The organism is Arthrobacter sp. MDT1-48-3 (assembly GCF_054511015.1).
This window is the reverse complement of the sequence record NZ_JBTNDL010000001.1, coordinates 23,887-40,922: the sequence shown is the minus strand read 5'-3', so window position 1 is coordinate 40,922 and position 17,036 is coordinate 23,887. Positions and strand designations below refer to the sequence as shown.

Genomic DNA, 17,036 nt, shown 5'->3' with positions numbered 1-17,036 from the left:
CATCCGGCACCGGCGGCATTCGTTGTTCTACAGAGTCACGAAGTACCTTTAAGGAGTGTTGAAGACCGCCCTGAAGCCTCGTTGGATCCTCATGCTGATCCTTGCGATGACGATCGCCGCGGTCTTCGTGCTCCTCAGCCAGTGGCAGTTCAACTCGTCGCGAGAGACAGCCCCGCCCGCGCCGAGTACCACCGAGAACATCCGTCCCCTGACCGACGTCCTTGAGCCCATGAGCCCCCTCTACGCGACCGTCGCCGACCAGATGGTCTCGCTCGACGGCGAGTTCCTGCCTGGCACCAGAATCCTCGTCCAGGACCGGTTGCTCGAGGGCGAGGAAGGGCTGTGGGTCGTCCAGGGCTTCGCCGTCGACGGGGCGGAGGACCAGGCCCCCGGCGAGATCCCCGTCATCCCCGTCGTCCTCGGCTGGGTGCCCACGGCGGACGACGGAGCGGCCGTGGCGGAGCAGCAGGGCGCGGCCCGGGTGGTCGGTCGCCTGCTGCCGCCCGAGGCGCCCGAGGTCCAGCGGCCGGTGGAGGGGCAGGTCCCCACGCTGGCCACGGCGGAGCTCTCCAACCTCTGGGACCGGTCCTCCTACGCAGCCTTCGTCGTGGCCTCGGACATCACCGTCGGCGGCGCCGGGATCCCCTTCGCGGCCGACATGGAGCGCGTCCTGGTCGGTCCGCAGCCGCAGGAGACACCCATCAACTGGCTCAACATCTTCTATGCCATCGAATGGGTCGTCTTCGCCGGATTCGCGTTCTTCCTCTGGTGGCGGCTCGTGGCCGACGATCACCGCCGCACCCTCGAGGACGAAGCCGACGCAGCGGAGGCGGCAGCCGAAGCGCACGCCGTCCATGCCGACGGCCCCGTCGTCGTCCCCTCCACCCGTCCCGTAACCGATCCCGAAAGCGGTGCACACCGTGACTGAACCTGCCCTCGACCCGACTGCCGGATCCGGAGGCCCACGCTCCAAGGGCACGCCGAAGAGGCGGTTCGGTGGAACCCACGCGCAGATCCGCTCGGCGTTGGCGTTCTACAGGGTGCTGGCCTACGCCACGGGCGTCATGCTGCTGCTCGTCGTCGTCGAGATGGTCGCGAAGTACGGATACGGGTCAGAGATCGTGGCCGGCGGTGGCGCCGCCATCCAGTTCCTGCCCGAGGTCGTCGCCGAGACCGCCGGCGGATTCAACCTGTCCACCGCGGTGCTGATCGTGCACGGCTGGCTCTACGTGGTCTACCTCATCGCGGACTTCCGGCTGTGGCAGTTCCTGCGGTGGCCATTCAGCCGTTTCGTCCTGATCGCGCTCGGCGGCGTGGTCCCCCTGCTCTCGTTCTTCGTGGAGAAGCGGATCCACCGCCAGGCGGAGCAGGACCTCAGGGAGCACCCCGAGGCCGCCTCCCGCTACTGAGCCGTTCCGTCCGCACTGCCGTCGCCCGTCCGACGGTCGCCATCGGTTCCTTCCCGACGTCGTCCCGAGGATGTGCGAGGCCCGTGCCCGCGGACTATTGTTGATGGGTGACTACCCCCGAGAACGGCTCTGAACACCGCCCTGTCCTCGTCGTGGACTACGGCGCACAGTACGCCCAGTTGATCGCACGCCGCGTCCGCGAGGCCGATGTCTACTCCGAGATCGTCCCGCACACGCTCAGCACCGAGCAGATCCTCGCGAAGAACCCCGTGGCGATCATCCTCTCGGGCGGCCCCTCCAGCGTCTATGCGGAGGGGGCCCCGCGTGTCGAGCGCGACCTGTTCGAGGCCGGCGTGCCCGTCCTGGGGATCTGCTACGGCTTCCAGGCCATGGCCTCCGCGCTCGGTGGTACCGTCGCGAAGACCGGCCTGCGGGAGTACGGGTCCACGGATGTGCGGTCGGATGGCGAGTCACGCTCCATCCTCAGCGGGACACCGGATCAGCAGAACGCCTGGATGAGCCACGGCGACAGCGTCCAGGCCGCCCCCGAGGGGTTCGACGTCCTCGCCAGCACGGCCGGCGCCCCGGTCGCCGCCTTCGCGAACGAGGAGAAGGGCCTCTACGGCGTGCAGTGGCACCCCGAGGTGAAGCATTCGCAGCACGGCCAGGCCGTGATCGAGAACTTCCTCTTCCGGGGCGCGCGGCTCGACCCGAACTGGACCACCCGCAACATCCTCGAGGAGCAGGTGGAGCGCATCCGCGAACAGATCGGCGACGCACGCGTCATCTGCGGGCTCTCCGGCGGTGTCGACTCGGCCGTCGCCGCTGCGCTCGTTCAGCGGGCCGTGGGCGATCAGCTCACCTGCGTCTTCGTGGATCACGGCCTTCTCCGCGAGGGTGAGGCCGAGCAGGTCGAGCGCGACTTCGTGGCCGCGACCGGCGTGAAGCTGTACGTCGCGAACGAGCAGAAGCGGTTCCTCGACGCGCTGGCCGGCGTCTCCGACCCCGAGACCAAGCGCAAGATCATCGGCCGCGAGTTCATCCGGGCGTTCGAGGAGGCCGAGCGTGCCATCATGCGCGAGGCCGAGGCCGAGGGCGAGCCCATCCGGTTCCTCGTCCAGGGGACGCTCTATCCCGACGTCGTCGAATCCGGCGGAGGCGAGGGTGCCGCCAACATCAAGAGTCACCACAACGTCGGGGGCCTGCCCGAGGACCTCCAGTTCGAGCTCGTCGAACCGCTCCGGACGCTCTTCAAGGACGAGGTGCGCGCGGTGGGCGCCCAGCTCGGGCTGCCCGCGGAGATCGTCGGACGCCAGCCGTTCCCCGGCCCCGGGCTCGGTATCCGGATCGTCGGAGAGGTCACGGAGGAACGCCTCGAACTCCTGCGCAAGGCCGATGCGATCGCCCGCGCCGAGCTCACGGCGGCCGGGCTCGACAACGAGGTGTGGCAGATGCCCGTGGTCCTGCTCGCGGACGTGCGCAGCGTTGGCGTCCAGGGCGACGGGCGCACGTACGGGCACCCGATCGTCCTGCGTCCGGTCTCCAGCGAGGACGCCATGACGGCGGACTGGTCGCGGCTGCCGTACGATCTGCTGGCTCGGATCTCGAACCGGATCACCAACGAGGTGGACGGTGTCAACCGCGTGGTGCTCGATGTGACCAGCAAGCCGCCGGGAACCATCGAATGGGAGTAGGCGGATCCCGGAGGCGGGGCAACCCACCTCCGGTCCGCCCGGGCCGCGTTGCTATCCGCGGGGTCCGTGCGCTTTTCGGATAGTTTGGAAGACATGCCCATCTGGTCGAGATCAGCACGTGATAATGCAGGGAAGAAGGCTGTCGTGCCGGAGCAGGACCAGCAGGATGCGCCGGAGATGCCGGCCGGCAGGCCGCAGGAGGATCCGCAGGACCATCAGCAGGAGGTCCAGCAGGATCAGCAGCCGGCGCCCTCCGGTGGCACGCCGTCCGCCGACGAGCCGTCCGCTGGCACGCCGTCCGCCGAGGAGCCGTCCGTCGGCACCCCGTCCCCCGACGAGCCGTCAGCTGGCACGCCGTCCGCCGAAGAGTCCCTCGTGCCCTGGCTCGAGGGGCTCGGCCCGCAGGCCAGCGGAGACACCCTGCTCCACTTCCGGCCCTCGGCCGGCACGAGCATCGATCTGACGCACGCCCACCCGTCCGGACTGGCCCAGCTCCTCGCCGGGCGGCGCACGCGGCTGTCGACCCTGCTGCGCGACCCCGTGCAGTACAGCGCGGCCAAGGCCGCCGCCCGCGCCCTGCGCGCGAAGATCTTCGAGCTGGGGACCGAGCGGGGGATCGATGTGGGCTACCTGGCCGCGGGAACCGCATCGTGGCGCGCGGTGGACGACTCGGGTCGCTCCGAGACCCTGAACGCGCCCGTGCTCCTCACAGCGGTGTCCCTCACGGTCCACCCCTCGCAGGACGACTACGAGCTGCAGATCACGGAGCAGGCCCGGATGAACCCGGCGCTCGTGCGCCACCTGCGCCATCACCAGGGCCTGCAGGTGGATCCGGCCGGTATCGCTCGACTGGCCTACGGCACGGCCCGCTTCGACCCCCACCCCGTCCTCGAGCGCATGCGTGCGCTGAGCGAGGGCGTCCGCGGGATGTCCGTCGAGCACCGGATCCTGGTCGCGACGTTCGCCGACCTCGCAGGTGTCACCGGTGACCCGGCCCTCCGCAGCGACCACCCGATCCTCGCCGCGCTGCTGGCCGCCGCCACCGGCGAGGGGGAGACTGCTCCGACCCTCGCCGCCGCGGCGGACGGACTCTCCTTCCCTCCCGCCGACGAGCGGGAGCCGGCCGACGAACTCCTGGTCCTCGACGCCGACCGCGCCCAGCAGGATGTGCTCGACCTCGTCACGGCGGGTGTCAGCATCGCCGTCGCCACTCCTCCCGGAACAGGCCAGACCCAGACCGCGCTGAACGTCGCGGCACGGTCGGCGGCCGCCGGCAGACGGGTGATCGTCGCAGCGGAACGCCGTGGCACCCTCAACGAGTTCGTGCAGGACCTCGACGGCCTCGATCTCGGGTCCCTCGTGCTCCAGGTGGGCAGCCAGACCGGACCTGCGCAGCTGCGCGAAGCCGTCGTCCGCGCGCTGGTCCGCAACGAGAAAGCCGCCGAGCCGGAGCTCGGGACCCTCCACGCCACCCTGACCGGCCACCGTCACCAGCTGATGGAACATGTCCGGAGTCTGCACAACATCCGCAGCCGGTGGGGGTGCTCGCCCTACCAGGCCATGCAGTCCCTCGCGGGACTCACGGCCCTCGATCCCGCGCCGTCGACCACCGTGCGGCTCAAGCGGAGTGTGTTGGACTCGATCGCCGACCGCAAGGAACTGACGGAGCGCCTCCAGCGGGCCGCCGAGCTGGGCAGTTTCAGCAAGGCGTCGACCGAGAGCCCCTGGTACGGGGCGCAGCTGCTGAACCGCAAGGAGACCGAGCACGCCCACGCCCTGGCCGAGCAGCTCGCCACCGGGATCCGGGACCTCCGCGGCAAGGTGCAGCGCGTCGCCGAACACTCGCACATCACACTCGGTGCAACCTTCAGGGAATGGGGCGAACAGCTCGAACTCCTCGTCGCCGTCCGGGGGAGCCTCGACAAGTTCACACCCGACATCTTCGACCGTCCGGTGACCGACCTGATCTCCGCGACGGCGCCGTCGTCGTGGCGCAAGGAGCGCGACATCGAGATGAGCTCGATGACGCGCTCCCGCCTGCGGCGCGTGGCCAAGGAGTACATCCGGCCCGGCGTCCACATCTCGGACCTCCACACCTCGCTCCTCGAGGTGCAGCAGCAGCGCACGCTCTGGACCCGATACGCGCTGACCGAACGGCATCCGCAGGTCCCGACGGGACTCGCGGAGATCCATTCCTCCTACCGGGCGGTCGACGAGCGGCTGGCGGAGCTGACCGCGATCCTGCGGACGACCTCGGGTCGCCCCGACCTCGCGGCGCTCGACCTCGACAGCCTCGAAGCGCTCCTCCGCGACCTCGCCGGTGACAGGGACACTTTGGAGACCCTGCCGGAGCGCACCCTGCTGCTCGACGAGATGCGCGAGCAGGGATTGGCCGATCTCCTCGCCGACCTCGCCGCACGGGAGATCCCCGCCGAACGCGTGGGTTCGGAACTGGAACTCGCCTGGTGGCAGTCCGCCCTTGAAGCGATGATCAGCGGGGACGACTACCTCGCGATGTCCGACGGCGACAGCCTGCGCAGGCTGGAGGCCGAGTACCGTCTCGCGGACAACGCCCACATCGCCTCCGGGCCCGCCCGGATCCGCTGGACCCTCGCCGAACGCTGGCGCACCGCCGTGGAGGCTCACCCGGAGGATGCCGGACGCCTGCGGCAGGAGCTCAAGGACGGCACCCTGACCCTCGAGGTCTTCGCGGGCCTCCACCAGGACCTGGTCGCGGCGCTCCTGCCCGTCTGGGCGGTCAGCCCGCTGACGATCAGGGGTGCGGTGCCCGACGGCTACTCCTTCGATGCCGCCGTCATCCTCGATGGCGAGTCGATGTCCCTGCAGAGCGCGGTGCCCTGCATCGCGCGGTCGGCGCAGGTCGTGGTCTTCGGCGACGACCGCCTCGCGGGGCCCACACGCTTCAGCATCGAGGTGCAGTCCGCTGATCGCGCGTCCACCCTCGAGCCGCTCCCGAGCGCGTTCGACTCGCTCCGCGAGGTGCTGCCCGTGCGCGGGCTCACCGAGATCTACCGCGGGGTGGATCGCGGCCTCGACACGTACCTCAGCGAATCCTTCTACGGCGGCAAGCTGTCGCGGCTGCCCCAGGCCTCGGAGGTGACGGGGGAGGGCCGCGGGCTCGTGGTCGAGTACCTGCCCAACGGCACGGGCATGCCGAGTTCGGAGCACGACGGCGTGGAGAGCGTCGCCGTCGAGGTGAACCGGGTCGTGGAACTCGTCTTCGAGCACATCCGCCGCCGCCCGAGCTTCTCGCTGGCCGTCGTGACGGCCAGCGCTCGGCACGCTGCCCGGGTGGGGGAGGCGATCCGCCTGCAGATGGCGGAATTTCCGTGGGCCGCGGACTTCTTCGTCCCCGGACGGGAGTCCTTCCGGGTGGTCCCCGTCGAGCGTGCCGGTGGGCTCGTGCGCGACGACATCATCTTCTCCCTCGGCTACGGCCGCACCCCCCACGGACGTACCCTGCATTCGTTCGGCCCGCTGTCCGGGCCCGACGGTCGCCGGAACTTCGTCATGGCGATGACCCGGGCGCGGCACCTGCAGCACGTGCTGACCTGCTTCGAACCGTCCGATCTGGACCCGGACCGGCTCACCACGGGAGCGCTCGATTTCTTCGAACTGCTCCAGCGTGAACTCGGTGGTGGTCCGGGGCGCGCCCCTGCTTCCTCGGGCGGCAACGAGGACCCCCTGGTGGCGGACCTCGTGGACCGGTTGCGGTACCGGGGAGCCGAGGTGCGGGACCACTACGCCGGTGTCCTCGACATCGTCGCGGTGCGGCCCGCGGATCTCCGCCCGGACGGCAGCACCGCCGCGGTGCAGGACGAGCGCCCCGCCCCGCTGGCCATCGAGTCCGACGGCACCGGCCGGTACGGCGCGATGACCGTGCGGGAGCGGAGCAGGCTGCGTCCCCAGGTCCTCGAGCGGATGGGGTGGCGGTACATGCCGTTGTGGACCATCGAGGTCTTCACCGACCCGGACGGATGCGCCGAGCGGGCCGCGGTCCTGATCGGGCTTCCCCCGCGGAACACCTCCGACCAGCCGAGGACGCGAAAGGACGCCGCCAGGATGCGGAAGGACGAGCAGCACCCGGGCCGCGGGACGAACGTGGGCCGGGAACCCGGCGAGGGGGACGACGCGGCCCCGGCAGTCCCGACGACAGCCGCCGAGGACGACCCGCGTTCGTGGGGCGACACCGAGGACAACCACGACGAGTGGCTGAAGGAGCAGCGTCCGCCGCACTGGGGCTGACGGGTCGGATCGGCGCTCCCTGCACGTGCGCAGGCCGGGTGCAGGAGAGGGGACGACAGCCCGGCCATCGTGACCGGTCACGGAGCCGAAGTCAGTACGAGGTGGACATCGCCCGAGCTGGAGGACCCGGCGAGGGCGGCGGCGTCGTCCGCCTGCGCTGCCACGACCACGAGGCCGCCGTCGTCGTCGGCGCCGGGCCACGTGCTGCCGCCGCCTGCGGGGGCGGTCCACAGGACCGCGACGGAGCGCGCCAGGACCGTCGAGTCGGCTGCGACATCATAGCCGTTGCCGGTACTGAGGATGACGTCGACGAGCTGCCCGGGAGCCAGCAGCTGGACCGTCGCGGGGTCCGAGGGCCGGAGGGGGACGGCGACCGTGCCGGGCGTCGTGCCGGTCAGCAGCCCATCGCCCACGAGGGCGGTCGCGGGCACCGGCGCGCCCTGGGACAGGGGCGCGGCCAGCTGCTGGCCGATCACCTGCAGGGGCCGATCGAAGGTGTCGCCCGGAACCGCCTGCTCGGGGAGGGTGGTCAGGGCCACGTCCGCCTCGGTCAGGACCGTCCCGATGGACAGGTCACGTGAGGCACTGACGACAGTCCTTGTCCGATAGTCGTCGCCGACGGCCGCCTCCACCGCGACGCCGGCTGCCGCACTGAGGAGCAGGCAGCAGAGCAGCCGCTTACGGCGGTGCACCAGCCTGCGGAGGCGGGAGCGGAGCGGAACGCCTGCAGGGCGGGTCGACGTCATGCACGGACCCTAGGCGGGAAGCCGTGTCACCGGGCCCGGCCGGACGCTATGTGGACATCATCGGTGGCCGCGGTGTGCCGAGCGGCAGGTCGGTGCCGGGAGAGCGCCGCGGGTGGCAGCTCAGGACGCGGCTGCCGCAGCCCCGCTGCTGGTTGCTCCCGCGGTGCTCGGAGACGCGGTGGAGGACGAGCTGGATGCCGTCGAGCTCGACGCGTCGGAGGTCGGCTTCGCAGCGGAGCTCGAGCCGGCGTCCGTGCTGGTCTTCGTGTCCCGGGAGTCGTTGCGGTAGAAGCCCGAGCCCTTGAAGACGACGCCCACGCTGTTGAACTTCTTGCGCAGCGATCCGCCGCACTCGGGGCACACCGTGAGCGAGTCGTCGGAGAACGACTGTTGGATGTCGAAGGCGTGGCCGCAGTCCTTGCAGGCATAGGCGTACATGGGCATGGAAATCCTCCTGGACGAACAACGTGGTCCCCGGATGGCTCACCGACACTGCTTTGGCACTCTCCGGGGTCGAGTGCCAGTCTACACTGCGCGGTCTCGGGTCTCGAAGCGCAGCAGCCCGTCGGGCGTGAAGGCGCCACCCAGAGGCTGGTCGTAGGGCTCGGAGGGGACGGCGCCGGCGGGAAGGACCTCGGTCCGGTACACCATGCCCAGCCGCGGGACCGCCCCCGGTCCGTCGAGGGGACGGTCGGCCAGGAACCGGTCGTAGTAGCCCCCGCCCTGACCGATCCGGTTGCCCGTCCGGTCCACGCCGAGGGCGGGTACCAGGATGAGGCCCACGTCCGGCAGGTCGTCGAATGCGAGCCTCGGTCCGACGGGCTCCTGGACGGGAGCGCGGACGGACCGCTGCAGCGCGACGCCGGGGACCCAGCGGACCCAGGACAGGCGGTGGGCGGGCTCGCAGACGGGCACGACGACGCCGAAACCGAGGCGGTGCAGTTCTCCGACGAGCCGTTCCGTGGCCGGTTCCGGGTCGACGCCGAGGTACGCGGCGACCGTCGGCAGGGGTGCGTCGGGGCGCCCGGCGGGCCGGTATCGGTCGGAGAGGTACTGCACCACGACCCGGCGCAGGCCGTCCGACTGGTCCTCCCGGTCCGAGGCCTGCAGGGTCGCCCGGGAGGCGCGGAGGGATGCGCGTAGGCCGGCCTTGTCCGTATCACGAGCTGAAGCGGTCATTCCACCATTGTGCGCAACGCCCGAGGAATCCAGTGCCTTTTATGTAATGTGGTGCTCATGACTCTGCAATCACGTGTGACGAAGGCCGTTATTCCTGCGGCCGGTCTGGGGACCCGCTTCCTTCCAGCCACCAAGGCCATGCCGAAGGAAATGCTTCCTGTCGTCGACAAGCCGGCCATCCAGTACGTCGTCCAGGAGGCCGTCGACGCCGGACTGTCCGACGTCCTGATGATCACCGGGCGTAACAAAAGGGCCCTCGAGGACCACTTCGACCGCGTGCCGTTCATCGAGCAGACGCTCGAGGCCAAGGGCGATCACGACAAGCTGGCAGCGGTGCGCCGCCCCTCCGAGCTCGGTGACATCCACTACCTCCGCCAGGGCGACCCGAAGGGCCTCGGGCACGCCGTCCTCCGCGCCAAGCTGCACGTCAACAACGAGCCGTTCGCCGTCCTGCTCGGTGACGACCTGATCGACGAACGCGATTCCCTGCTCGAGACCATGATCGAGGTCCAGGCCCGGACCGGCGGCTCCGTGATCGCCCTCATCGAGGTGGACCCCGAGCAGATCAGCGCCTACGGCTGCGCCGACATCACGGCGATCGACGGCGAGAGCCACGTGCGCGTGAACCAGCTCGTCGAGAAGCCGTCCGTCGAGGATGCGCCGTCGAACCTGGCCGTGATCGGACGCTACGTCCTCCACCCGCGGGTCTTCGAGGTCCTGGAGACCACGAAGCCCGGTCGGGGCGACGAGATCCAGCTGACCGACGCACTGCAGACCCTCGCAGCAGCCGACGGGGAAGGCTCCGGCGTGTACGGCGTCGTCTTCCGCGGCCGCCGGTACGACACCGGCGACAAGCTGAGCTACCTGAAGGCCGTCGTGACCCTGGCGTCGGAGCGCGAAGACCTCGGTCCGGACCTCCGTGCCTGGATCAAGGACTTCAGCAAAGAGCTCTCGGACTAGCACGCCGTGTGGTCGGCAGCCAGCTGGCCCGTGACCCTCAGGACCGGATCCCTGGTCCTGAGGCCCATCCGCCACCGCGACAAGGCGGCGTGGACGGCCCTGCGCCGCCGCAACGCCCCGTGGCTGGCGCCCTGGGAGGCCTCGAATCCTGATCCGAACGGTTTCCTGCCCACCTATCACCAGATGGTGCGGTCTGTGACGTCCCAGGCCAGGGCCGGCTCGGCGCTGCCGTTCCTGATCATCGAGCAGGGCCCCGGTTCACGCGACGCCCGGCTCGTGGGGCAACTGACGGTCTCGGGGATCACCTGGGGCTCGGCGATGTCGGCCACGCTCGGGTACTGGGTCGATTCCGAGCGGGCCGGACGGGGAATCGCGCCGACGGCCGTGGCCCTCGCGACCGACTACTGCTTCGGTGATCTCGGACTGCACCGGATGGAGATCAACATCCGCCCGGAGAACCGGGCCAGCCTGCGGGTGGTCGAGAAGCTGCACTTCCGGGATGAGGGCCTCCGCCCGCGATACCTCCACATCGCGGGGCAGTGGGCGGACCACAGGAGCTTCGCCCTGACGGCGGAGGAGGTTCCGCGCGGGCTGCTGTCACCGTGGCTCGAGGGCGGGACTCCCCGTCAGGGCTGACGAATCCAATTCCGGAAGGAGCATATTCGGCTCCGACACACCGACGGCAATGCCGGAGTCGTGGTACGACTGCTTCTACGGTTCTAAGTGTGGTCTTCTCACTGGACAGCTCGTTGGTGCTCGCCGCAGTCGTCGGCGTGTGGCTGCTCTGGGTGGCGCCGATAGTGCTGCGAAGGACCAGGCCGGCCACAGCCGGCAGTACACCCCGAATGCCGAGAGCCAGGACCGACGTCCCCGTGGAGAAGATGATGACAAGAAACGCGCCGCACGACGATGCAGCCGCCACAGGGGACGACGCCCTGCCGCCGGCACGGACCACGCCGGATGCCGATGGTGCGCCGGTCCGCTCGGTGGCTCCCCGCACGATGACGGTGACGCCGTACCGGGGTCGCATCGCCGTCGCGGCCGTGGGCCTCGTCGCATTCGTAGCCACCCTGGTCACCTTCGCTCTCGCCCTGTTCGGAGCCGTCTCCTTACTCCTTCCCCTCGCGTGCGTCGCAGTGGTGGCCCTCGCCGTGGCCGCACTGCGGCTCCTCGCCGTCCGCGGCCGGCAGGCTCGCGTCAACCGTGCGTTCGCCCACGCCATGGCGCCGGTCCGCGAGATGGCCCCGGAACGCTCCGCGGTGGTGCTGCCCGCACCCGCCGCGCCCAGACGCCCCACCACGCTGTTCGACGCCCAGGAGAGTGCCGCGCGACCCTTGTCCGCCATGGAGCTGCGGACCGCGGCACTCGCCGTGGCGCACGGCTCGTCCGTCGTGGATGTCCGCGCAGCGGCGTCGGCCACCACCGTGGACGCTGCTCTCCCGCCGGCCGGTACGACGGCGTGGGCGCCTGTCGAGGTGCCTCGTCCTACCTACGTGGACGCTGCGAAGGCCGAACGCCAGGCTCCCGCCCCCCTGGATCTTCCGGAGGCCCCGAAGCCCTCCACGAAGACCCCCATCAAGGCCTCCGAAGCCGCGGCCCGGGTTGCCGAAGCAGCGGAGGACGCCGAGGCAGCGGCCGTCTCGGCTCCGATGACGGGACGCATCAATCTGGACGACGTCCTCCAGCGTCGCCGCGCCTGACGCCTCCGTCATGGGGGCAGCCGGGCCGCGCTCGATGACGGCCGCACGCACCTAGGTCCCGGATGAGGGCGAGGGACGTACGCATCATCAGCGAGCAGGAGACCATCGCTCTCCTTGCATCCGATGCGCCCGGAGAGCTCCTGCAGACCACGCTCGCCGCCGCGCGCTGGGACCTCCTCTCCTGGCGACCGGGCCCGGTCCACCACCGCCCCGGAGCGGGGGTGACAGGTGTCTTCTCCATCGAGGTCCGTATGTCCGGCCCGTCCGGTCGCGCGCCGGGGACATCCGTCCCGACCCACGCCTGCATCACCTCGTCCGCCATCCCGCAGCCCGGGAACCGCGTCTCCTCGTTCTCCCGCAGGGGAGCCGGCGCACTGTCCGTCTGGGTGCACCCCGCTGATCCGCAGCTGCCCGGACTGCCTCTGGCCCTCGACCCGGTGCGCGTCACCCCGTTCGCCTTCGGCCGCGGGCACGCCGCCGATGCGACGGTGCTCGACCTCAGGAGCTACCGTCCGCTCCGGCGCGCCGTGGTCCTCGCGGTCAATGGGAGCGACCGCCGCTACCTGAAGGTGCTCCGCGCCCGGACGGCAGGGCCGCTTGCCGAACGACACCGCATGCTGCGGGCCGCAGGGGTGCCCGCGCCGGTCCTCGCAGGGGATCCCCTGCAGGACGTCGTCGCGATGCACCCGGCGCCGGGTACGCCACTCGCGGAGCTCCTCATGCGGACCGGAGCGGCGGACGTCGATCCCCACGCGCTGGTGCGGGTGCTCACAGCTCTGCCCGCGGCCGTCCTCTCCTTGCCGGAGCGACCCCCATGGGCGGCGCGGGTCCGGGACTACGCCGAGGGAGCGGTCGCGGCATTGCCCTCGGAGGCGGATCGTATCCGCCGCATCGCCAAAGGCATCGACCATGCGGTGCGTTCGACCGACGCCGGACCGCTGGTGCCCACGCACGGTGACTTCTACGAGGGCAATCTGCTGATGACGGACGGAGCCGTATCGGGACTCCTCGACGTCGATGCGCTCGGCCCCGGACACCTCGTGGACGACCTCGCATGCTTCCTCGGCCACATCGCGGTCCTGCCCGGGCTGCATGCCGGCTACGAGCACGTCCCCCAGGCCCTGCTGCGATTCCTGCAGGCGTTCGACCAGCACGTGGACCCCGCCGCCCTCCGGAGCCGCGCCGCAGCGGTGAGCCTGACGCTCATCGCAGGAGCGCGACGCCAGGCGGTGAGCGAGGGCGGCGTCATCGAGGCGCTCTCACGGCTGGACGTGGCCGAGCAGTTCCTCGTGGAAGCGAGGATTCTCGGCGCGGGGCGGTAGCCCGGCGTCGCCCTGATCGGATCCCGTTCGTCAGGAGGCGTCCACCGCTGAATCAGGCAGATTTGGCATACACGGCTGCGCTCATGACCTCGTAACCCACGAACGTCTCGTCGTTCCCGACCCAGGCATCGTGACCGGCGGGGATCGAATAGGCGTCGCCGGCGTGGATGGTGGCGCGGGTGCCGTCCTCCATCTCCACCTCGAGCGTGCCGGCGGTACAGATCCCCACGTGGTCGTTCTGGCAACTCTCGGTATGCACCACGGTCTTGACGGTCTCGGACCATCGCCAGCCGGGTTCGAAGGTGAACCGGCCGATCGTGGTGTTGCCGAGGCTGACCACGTCGACCTTGGTCCTGGGTGGACGGCGCTTCTCATCGGGATCGTCGAACGATCTGGATGCAAGGGCATTGACAGTGATTGCGGACATCGTGTCCTCCTCGATGGGTGGGTTCTGACCATGTGTCCGGAGGAGAGACCAGGCGCTCCGGTATGAGGGTTCGGCGGGGCCGGGCCGGGGCTGGGTCGAACGCGTGCGAGCGAGGCTAACAGCCTGCTCCCGGGCGTAGCGGTTGTCAATGCCGTGCGCCGACTCCCTCGGGAGGCCCCACCGCATCCCGAGGACATGTGATCCTGTACCGGCGGGTAGGGCCGCCAAGGACCGTGGACGGCACGCCACGCACGAGGGAACGATCGGGCGTAGGATTTACTTAGGTTGTTTAACAGAGGGCAACTCAGGTGTACCCGCGGGGGTGCCGCCACCGGTACGTCTCCACGAGTCGTTCCGGGCATCCCCGGGGTACGCCGAAGGTGAGGTCGCTTCGGGCGGACTCTCTGCTGGGATGCGATCCTCGTGTCGTCACCCTCGACCCCGTGACCACGCGCCGGTGATACCAACCGTGCTTGTTTTATTCTGTGGTGGTTCGAACTAGGCTCCTTGGACCGCGGCTTAGCAGAAGGCCATGAAGCGGCGATCGTGGAGTTCATCGTGAATCCTCTTGCCCCTGAACCGGATCAGCCGGGCACCACCGTCCTTCGAGCAGGACGGTCCCGCAGGGCCGGCACAGTCGGGGCCGAGGGACGACATACCATGGCCGGAGCGCTGGTGTACGCCGTCCGCGACGTCCTGCCCGCTGCCGGCGCATTGGACGCCAAGGCCATAGCGCTGGAGCTCGACAAGGGCCTTCGGGCCTATTGGGGTGCGGATCACGGCATCACCACCAGCGAGATGCTCGCCACCGCCCGTGACATCAAGACCAGCATCGGAAAAGCAGCCCTCGATCAGCCTCGCGGCTGCGGTCCAAGGGCGCTGTGACGGCGGCTCGTTGGTCGTCTCACCCTGTCAGGGCGGGCGTGCGCCGTAACCACCATTCGCCGACGGCTACGTGCATCGTGAATGCGAGCCAGAACGCGACACCGAACAGCGTCGTGTCCGGGGTGGCCGGCGTCGTCCCGCCGGACATCACCTGCTCCACAGCCTCGAAGACCCCCACCCAGATCCTGATGGTTCCGACGCCGATGCCGACGGCGAATGCGCGGATCATCCAGCGCCGGTGGTGCCGTACGTCATCCCGCCGGATCGCCCGGAACGCGAGTACGAGGCAGGCCAGGAACCAGCAGCCGAACACGACCGTCGCGGCGGCCTCGGGTGCCCCTCCCCAGGCGTGGGGCACGCCGAAGAGCAGCGCGAACAGCCCGGCGACGAGCGCGCAGGTGAGCAGGACGCGCCCGAGGCGCCGGTGCGCGTCGTAGTGCCGGGTGCGGAACCGGCGCGAGAGTTGCAGTGGCGCTCCTACGAGGTACACGACGCCCGGCGCTATATGGAGATAGGCCAACCACGGGTGGGCGACGTATCGTTCGGCGAAGTCGTCGCCGGGTACGGTGCCCGCGAGGATGTCGGGCCCGTCGATCATCACCCGGAGTGCCGTGAAGACCAGCACGATGGTGGTCAGTGCGCCGATCGCGACGGCGGCGCCACGTACGAGCCCCGGGTGCGCGATCGCTGCCTTCTCCGTCACGACCGGGAGTTTTGCACACGGTGGCTGGGCGGTCAATGCTCGGCACGGCGCACAGGGCGCCCGTGGACCAGGGACACCAAGCCCGCCTCCGACCCTATCGAGCCCTCCGGAACGGGCGTACGGTGATGCTCGGGCCGACGACGGCGCCGGCCCTTCTCAGGAAAGGGAAACTCGTGATAACCAAGCGCAGAACCCGTACCGCCTCGTCATCCGCACTGTCGGTAGCCGTTTTGCTGATCATAGGATCGGCCCCGCCCGTCCATGCTGCCAATGACACCGACACCGCGCTACTTCGGGACGCCGTGTCGGCCGAGAACATCATCAGCCATCTCCAGGAGCTGCAGGCGATAGCGGACGCCAATGACGGCAACCGCGCCGCGGGCACCTCCGGGCACGTTGCTTCGGCTGAGTACATCGAAGGACAGCTGCAGGCCGCCGGATACGAGACGGACCGGCAGTACTTCACGTACCCGAAGTTCGTCGTGGATCTTGCAGTACTGGCGCAGACCGCTCCCACGCCGACGACCTACACCTACGCCGATGAGTATGTCGACATGGCCTCCAGCGCTGAAGGCGATGTCACAGCTCCGGTGACCGCGGTCGATGTGAATCTCAGCGGCGACCGCGCCTCGACCAGTGGCTGCGAGGCCAGTGACTTCACAGGTTTTCCTGACGGGAATATCGCCCTGATCCAGCGTGGAACGTGTGACTTCGCACTGAAGGCGGCCAACGCGGCAGCTGAAGGGGCCTCGGCGGTCATCATCTTCAACCAGGGAGATGTGAATCCTGCCGATGACCGCTTCGGTGTCGTGAACGGCACGTTGGGCGAAGCAGGCTCGACGATACCCGTCGTGGGCACCTCCTTCGCGATCGGCGAGCAACTGGCTGCTACCGAGGGGCTCGAGATGCGGGTGGCCCTGGAGACCCACGAGGAGACGGTCGAGACCTTCAACGTCATAGCCGACACGGCCGGCCGTGCCGACCGGACGGTCGTCGTGGGCGCCCACCTGGACAGCGTGGCCGAGGGTCCTGGCATCAACGACAACGGCAGTGGCAGCGCGGCCATCCTCGAGACGGCCATCCAGATCGCGGAACTGGGCATCGAGCCGACCAACCGCACGCGTTTCGCCTTCTGGAGCGGTGAGGAGGACGGGCTGATCGGGTCCGACTACTACGTCTCCCAACTGTCGGCCAGGGACATCAAGGATCATGCGGTGAACCTGAACTTCGACATGGTCGCCTCACCGAACCCTGTCCGGTTCGTCTATGACGGCGACGGCGGAGCGTTCGGGGCTGAAGGCCCCAACGGGTCCGACACCGTCGAAGACGTATTCCTCGCATACTTCGCATCACAGGGCCTGGCGACGGCACCCACCGAGTTCGACGGGCGCAGCGACTATTTCGGGTTCATCGAGAACGGGATCCCCGCCGGCGGCCTGTTCACGGGCGCGGAAGGGATCAAGTCGCAGGAAGAAGCGGACGTCTTCGGCGGAACCGCCGGTCGTCCCTACGATCCCTGCTATCACGCGGCGTGCGACACCATCACGAACATCGACCCGGTGGTCCTCGAGGAGATGGCTGACGCGATAGCTCATTCGACCCTCACCTTCGCCATGACGACGTCCGCTGTCAAGGGAACGGCAAAGGGCAGTGGCGGGAAATCCACGGGTGACTTCGCGTTCAAGGGCAATCACTCGAAGCGCTAGACCAGGCCAGGGTATGGGGGAAGGCCATGGACTCCGCTC

The 17,036-nt window shown here is 69.5% G+C and carries 15 protein-coding genes; 10 read left to right on the top strand and 5 right to left on the bottom strand.

What is annotated here, in order from left to right; all coding sequences use genetic code 11:
- The first annotated feature begins 55 nt into the window (after positions 1-55).
- From ACX80L_RS00195 to ACX80L_RS00180, 4 genes are all read left to right on the top strand, one after another.
- Entirely contained in the window at positions 56-928 is an 873-nt protein-coding gene (locus ACX80L_RS00195) for an SURF1 family protein (protein WP_459286943.1), read from the top strand.
- Entirely contained in the window at positions 921-1,409 is a 489-nt protein-coding gene (locus ACX80L_RS00190) for a DUF3817 domain-containing protein (protein WP_208738951.1), read from the top strand. Before ACX80L_RS00195 ends, ACX80L_RS00190 begins: the two co-directional genes overlap by 8 nt.
- A 107-nt stretch (positions 1,410-1,516) precedes the next feature.
- Positions 1,517-3,103, top strand: a complete 1,587-nt coding sequence (guaA, locus tag ACX80L_RS00185; protein WP_133082529.1) for a glutamine-hydrolyzing GMP synthase — start codon at positions 1,517-1,519, stop codon at positions 3,101-3,103.
- 93 nt (positions 3,104-3,196) lie between these two features.
- Positions 3,197-7,369 carry a DUF4011 domain-containing protein gene (locus ACX80L_RS00180; protein ID WP_459286940.1) on the top strand — a complete coding sequence of 1,391 codons (4,173 nt, stop codon included), beginning with the start codon at positions 3,197-3,199 and terminating at the stop codon, positions 7,367-7,369.
- A gap of 77 nt (positions 7,370-7,446) precedes the next feature.
- Here ACX80L_RS00180 and ACX80L_RS00175 read toward each other — a convergent pair whose 3' ends face one another.
- From ACX80L_RS00175 to ACX80L_RS00165, 3 genes are all read right to left on the bottom strand, one after another.
- On the bottom strand, positions 7,447-8,115 hold the full coding sequence (locus ACX80L_RS00175) for an RcpC/CpaB family pilus assembly protein (RefSeq protein WP_459286938.1): 669 nt from the start codon (positions 8,113-8,115) through the stop codon (positions 7,447-7,449).
- Between the two features lie 120 nt (positions 8,116-8,235).
- Positions 8,236-8,559 carry an FmdB family zinc ribbon protein gene (locus tag ACX80L_RS00170; protein ID WP_133082531.1) on the bottom strand — a complete coding sequence of 108 codons (324 nt, stop codon included), beginning with the start codon at positions 8,557-8,559 and terminating at the stop codon, positions 8,236-8,238.
- Positions 8,560-8,640: 81 nt separating this feature from the next.
- Positions 8,641-9,294 (bottom strand): 5-formyltetrahydrofolate cyclo-ligase, encoded by a 654-nt coding sequence (locus tag ACX80L_RS00165; RefSeq protein ID WP_459286936.1) that lies wholly within the window; start codon positions 9,292-9,294, stop codon positions 8,641-8,643.
- Between the two features lie 57 nt (positions 9,295-9,351).
- On the opposite strand from ACX80L_RS00165, the gene galU reads away from it, so the two are divergent.
- The 4 genes from galU to ACX80L_RS00145 all read left to right on the top strand — a co-directional run bounded on the left by galU (position 9,352) and on the right by ACX80L_RS00145 (position 13,276).
- Positions 9,352-10,254 carry a UTP--glucose-1-phosphate uridylyltransferase GalU gene (gene galU, locus ACX80L_RS00160; protein ID WP_133082533.1) on the top strand — a complete coding sequence of 301 codons (903 nt, stop codon included), beginning with the start codon at positions 9,352-9,354 and terminating at the stop codon, positions 10,252-10,254.
- 30 nt (positions 10,255-10,284) lie between these two features.
- Positions 10,285-10,890 carry a GNAT family N-acetyltransferase gene (locus ACX80L_RS00155; RefSeq protein ID WP_459286934.1) on the top strand — a complete coding sequence of 202 codons (606 nt, stop codon included), beginning with the start codon at positions 10,285-10,287 and terminating at the stop codon, positions 10,888-10,890.
- Between the two features lie 248 nt (positions 10,891-11,138).
- Positions 11,139-11,954 (top strand): hypothetical protein, encoded by an 816-nt coding sequence (locus ACX80L_RS00150; RefSeq protein WP_459286932.1) that lies wholly within the window; start codon positions 11,139-11,141, stop codon positions 11,952-11,954.
- Between the two features lie 62 nt (positions 11,955-12,016).
- Positions 12,017-13,276 carry a phosphotransferase family protein gene (locus ACX80L_RS00145; RefSeq protein ID WP_459286930.1) on the top strand — a complete coding sequence of 420 codons (1,260 nt, stop codon included), beginning with the start codon at positions 12,017-12,019 and terminating at the stop codon, positions 13,274-13,276.
- A 52-nt stretch (positions 13,277-13,328) separates the two neighbouring features.
- On the opposite strand, the gene ACX80L_RS00140 is transcribed toward ACX80L_RS00145, so the two are convergent.
- Complete coding sequence (locus tag ACX80L_RS00140; protein ID WP_459267099.1) at positions 13,329-13,703, bottom strand: cupin domain-containing protein; 375 nt, start codon at positions 13,701-13,703, stop codon at positions 13,329-13,331.
- 660 nt (positions 13,704-14,363) lie between these two features.
- Between ACX80L_RS00140 and ACX80L_RS00135 the strand changes: the two genes are divergently transcribed.
- A complete protein-coding gene (locus ACX80L_RS00135) occupies positions 14,364-14,588 on the top strand; it encodes a hypothetical protein (RefSeq protein WP_459286928.1) in 225 nt (74 codons plus the stop codon).
- A gap of 19 nt (positions 14,589-14,607) precedes the next feature.
- Here ACX80L_RS00135 and ACX80L_RS00130 read toward each other — a convergent pair whose 3' ends face one another.
- On the bottom strand, positions 14,608-15,291 hold the full coding sequence (locus ACX80L_RS00130) for a DUF2306 domain-containing protein (RefSeq protein WP_459286926.1): 684 nt from the start codon (positions 15,289-15,291) through the stop codon (positions 14,608-14,610).
- 230 nt (positions 15,292-15,521) lie between these two features.
- Here ACX80L_RS00130 and ACX80L_RS00125 point away from each other — a divergent pair, with 230 nt between their 5' ends.
- The gene (locus ACX80L_RS00125) at positions 15,522-16,997 is read left to right on the top strand and encodes a M28 family peptidase (RefSeq protein WP_459286925.1); all 1,476 of its coding nucleotides are present in this window, start codon (positions 15,522-15,524) and stop codon (positions 16,995-16,997) included.
- The last annotated feature ends 39 nt before the right edge of the window (positions 16,998-17,036 follow it).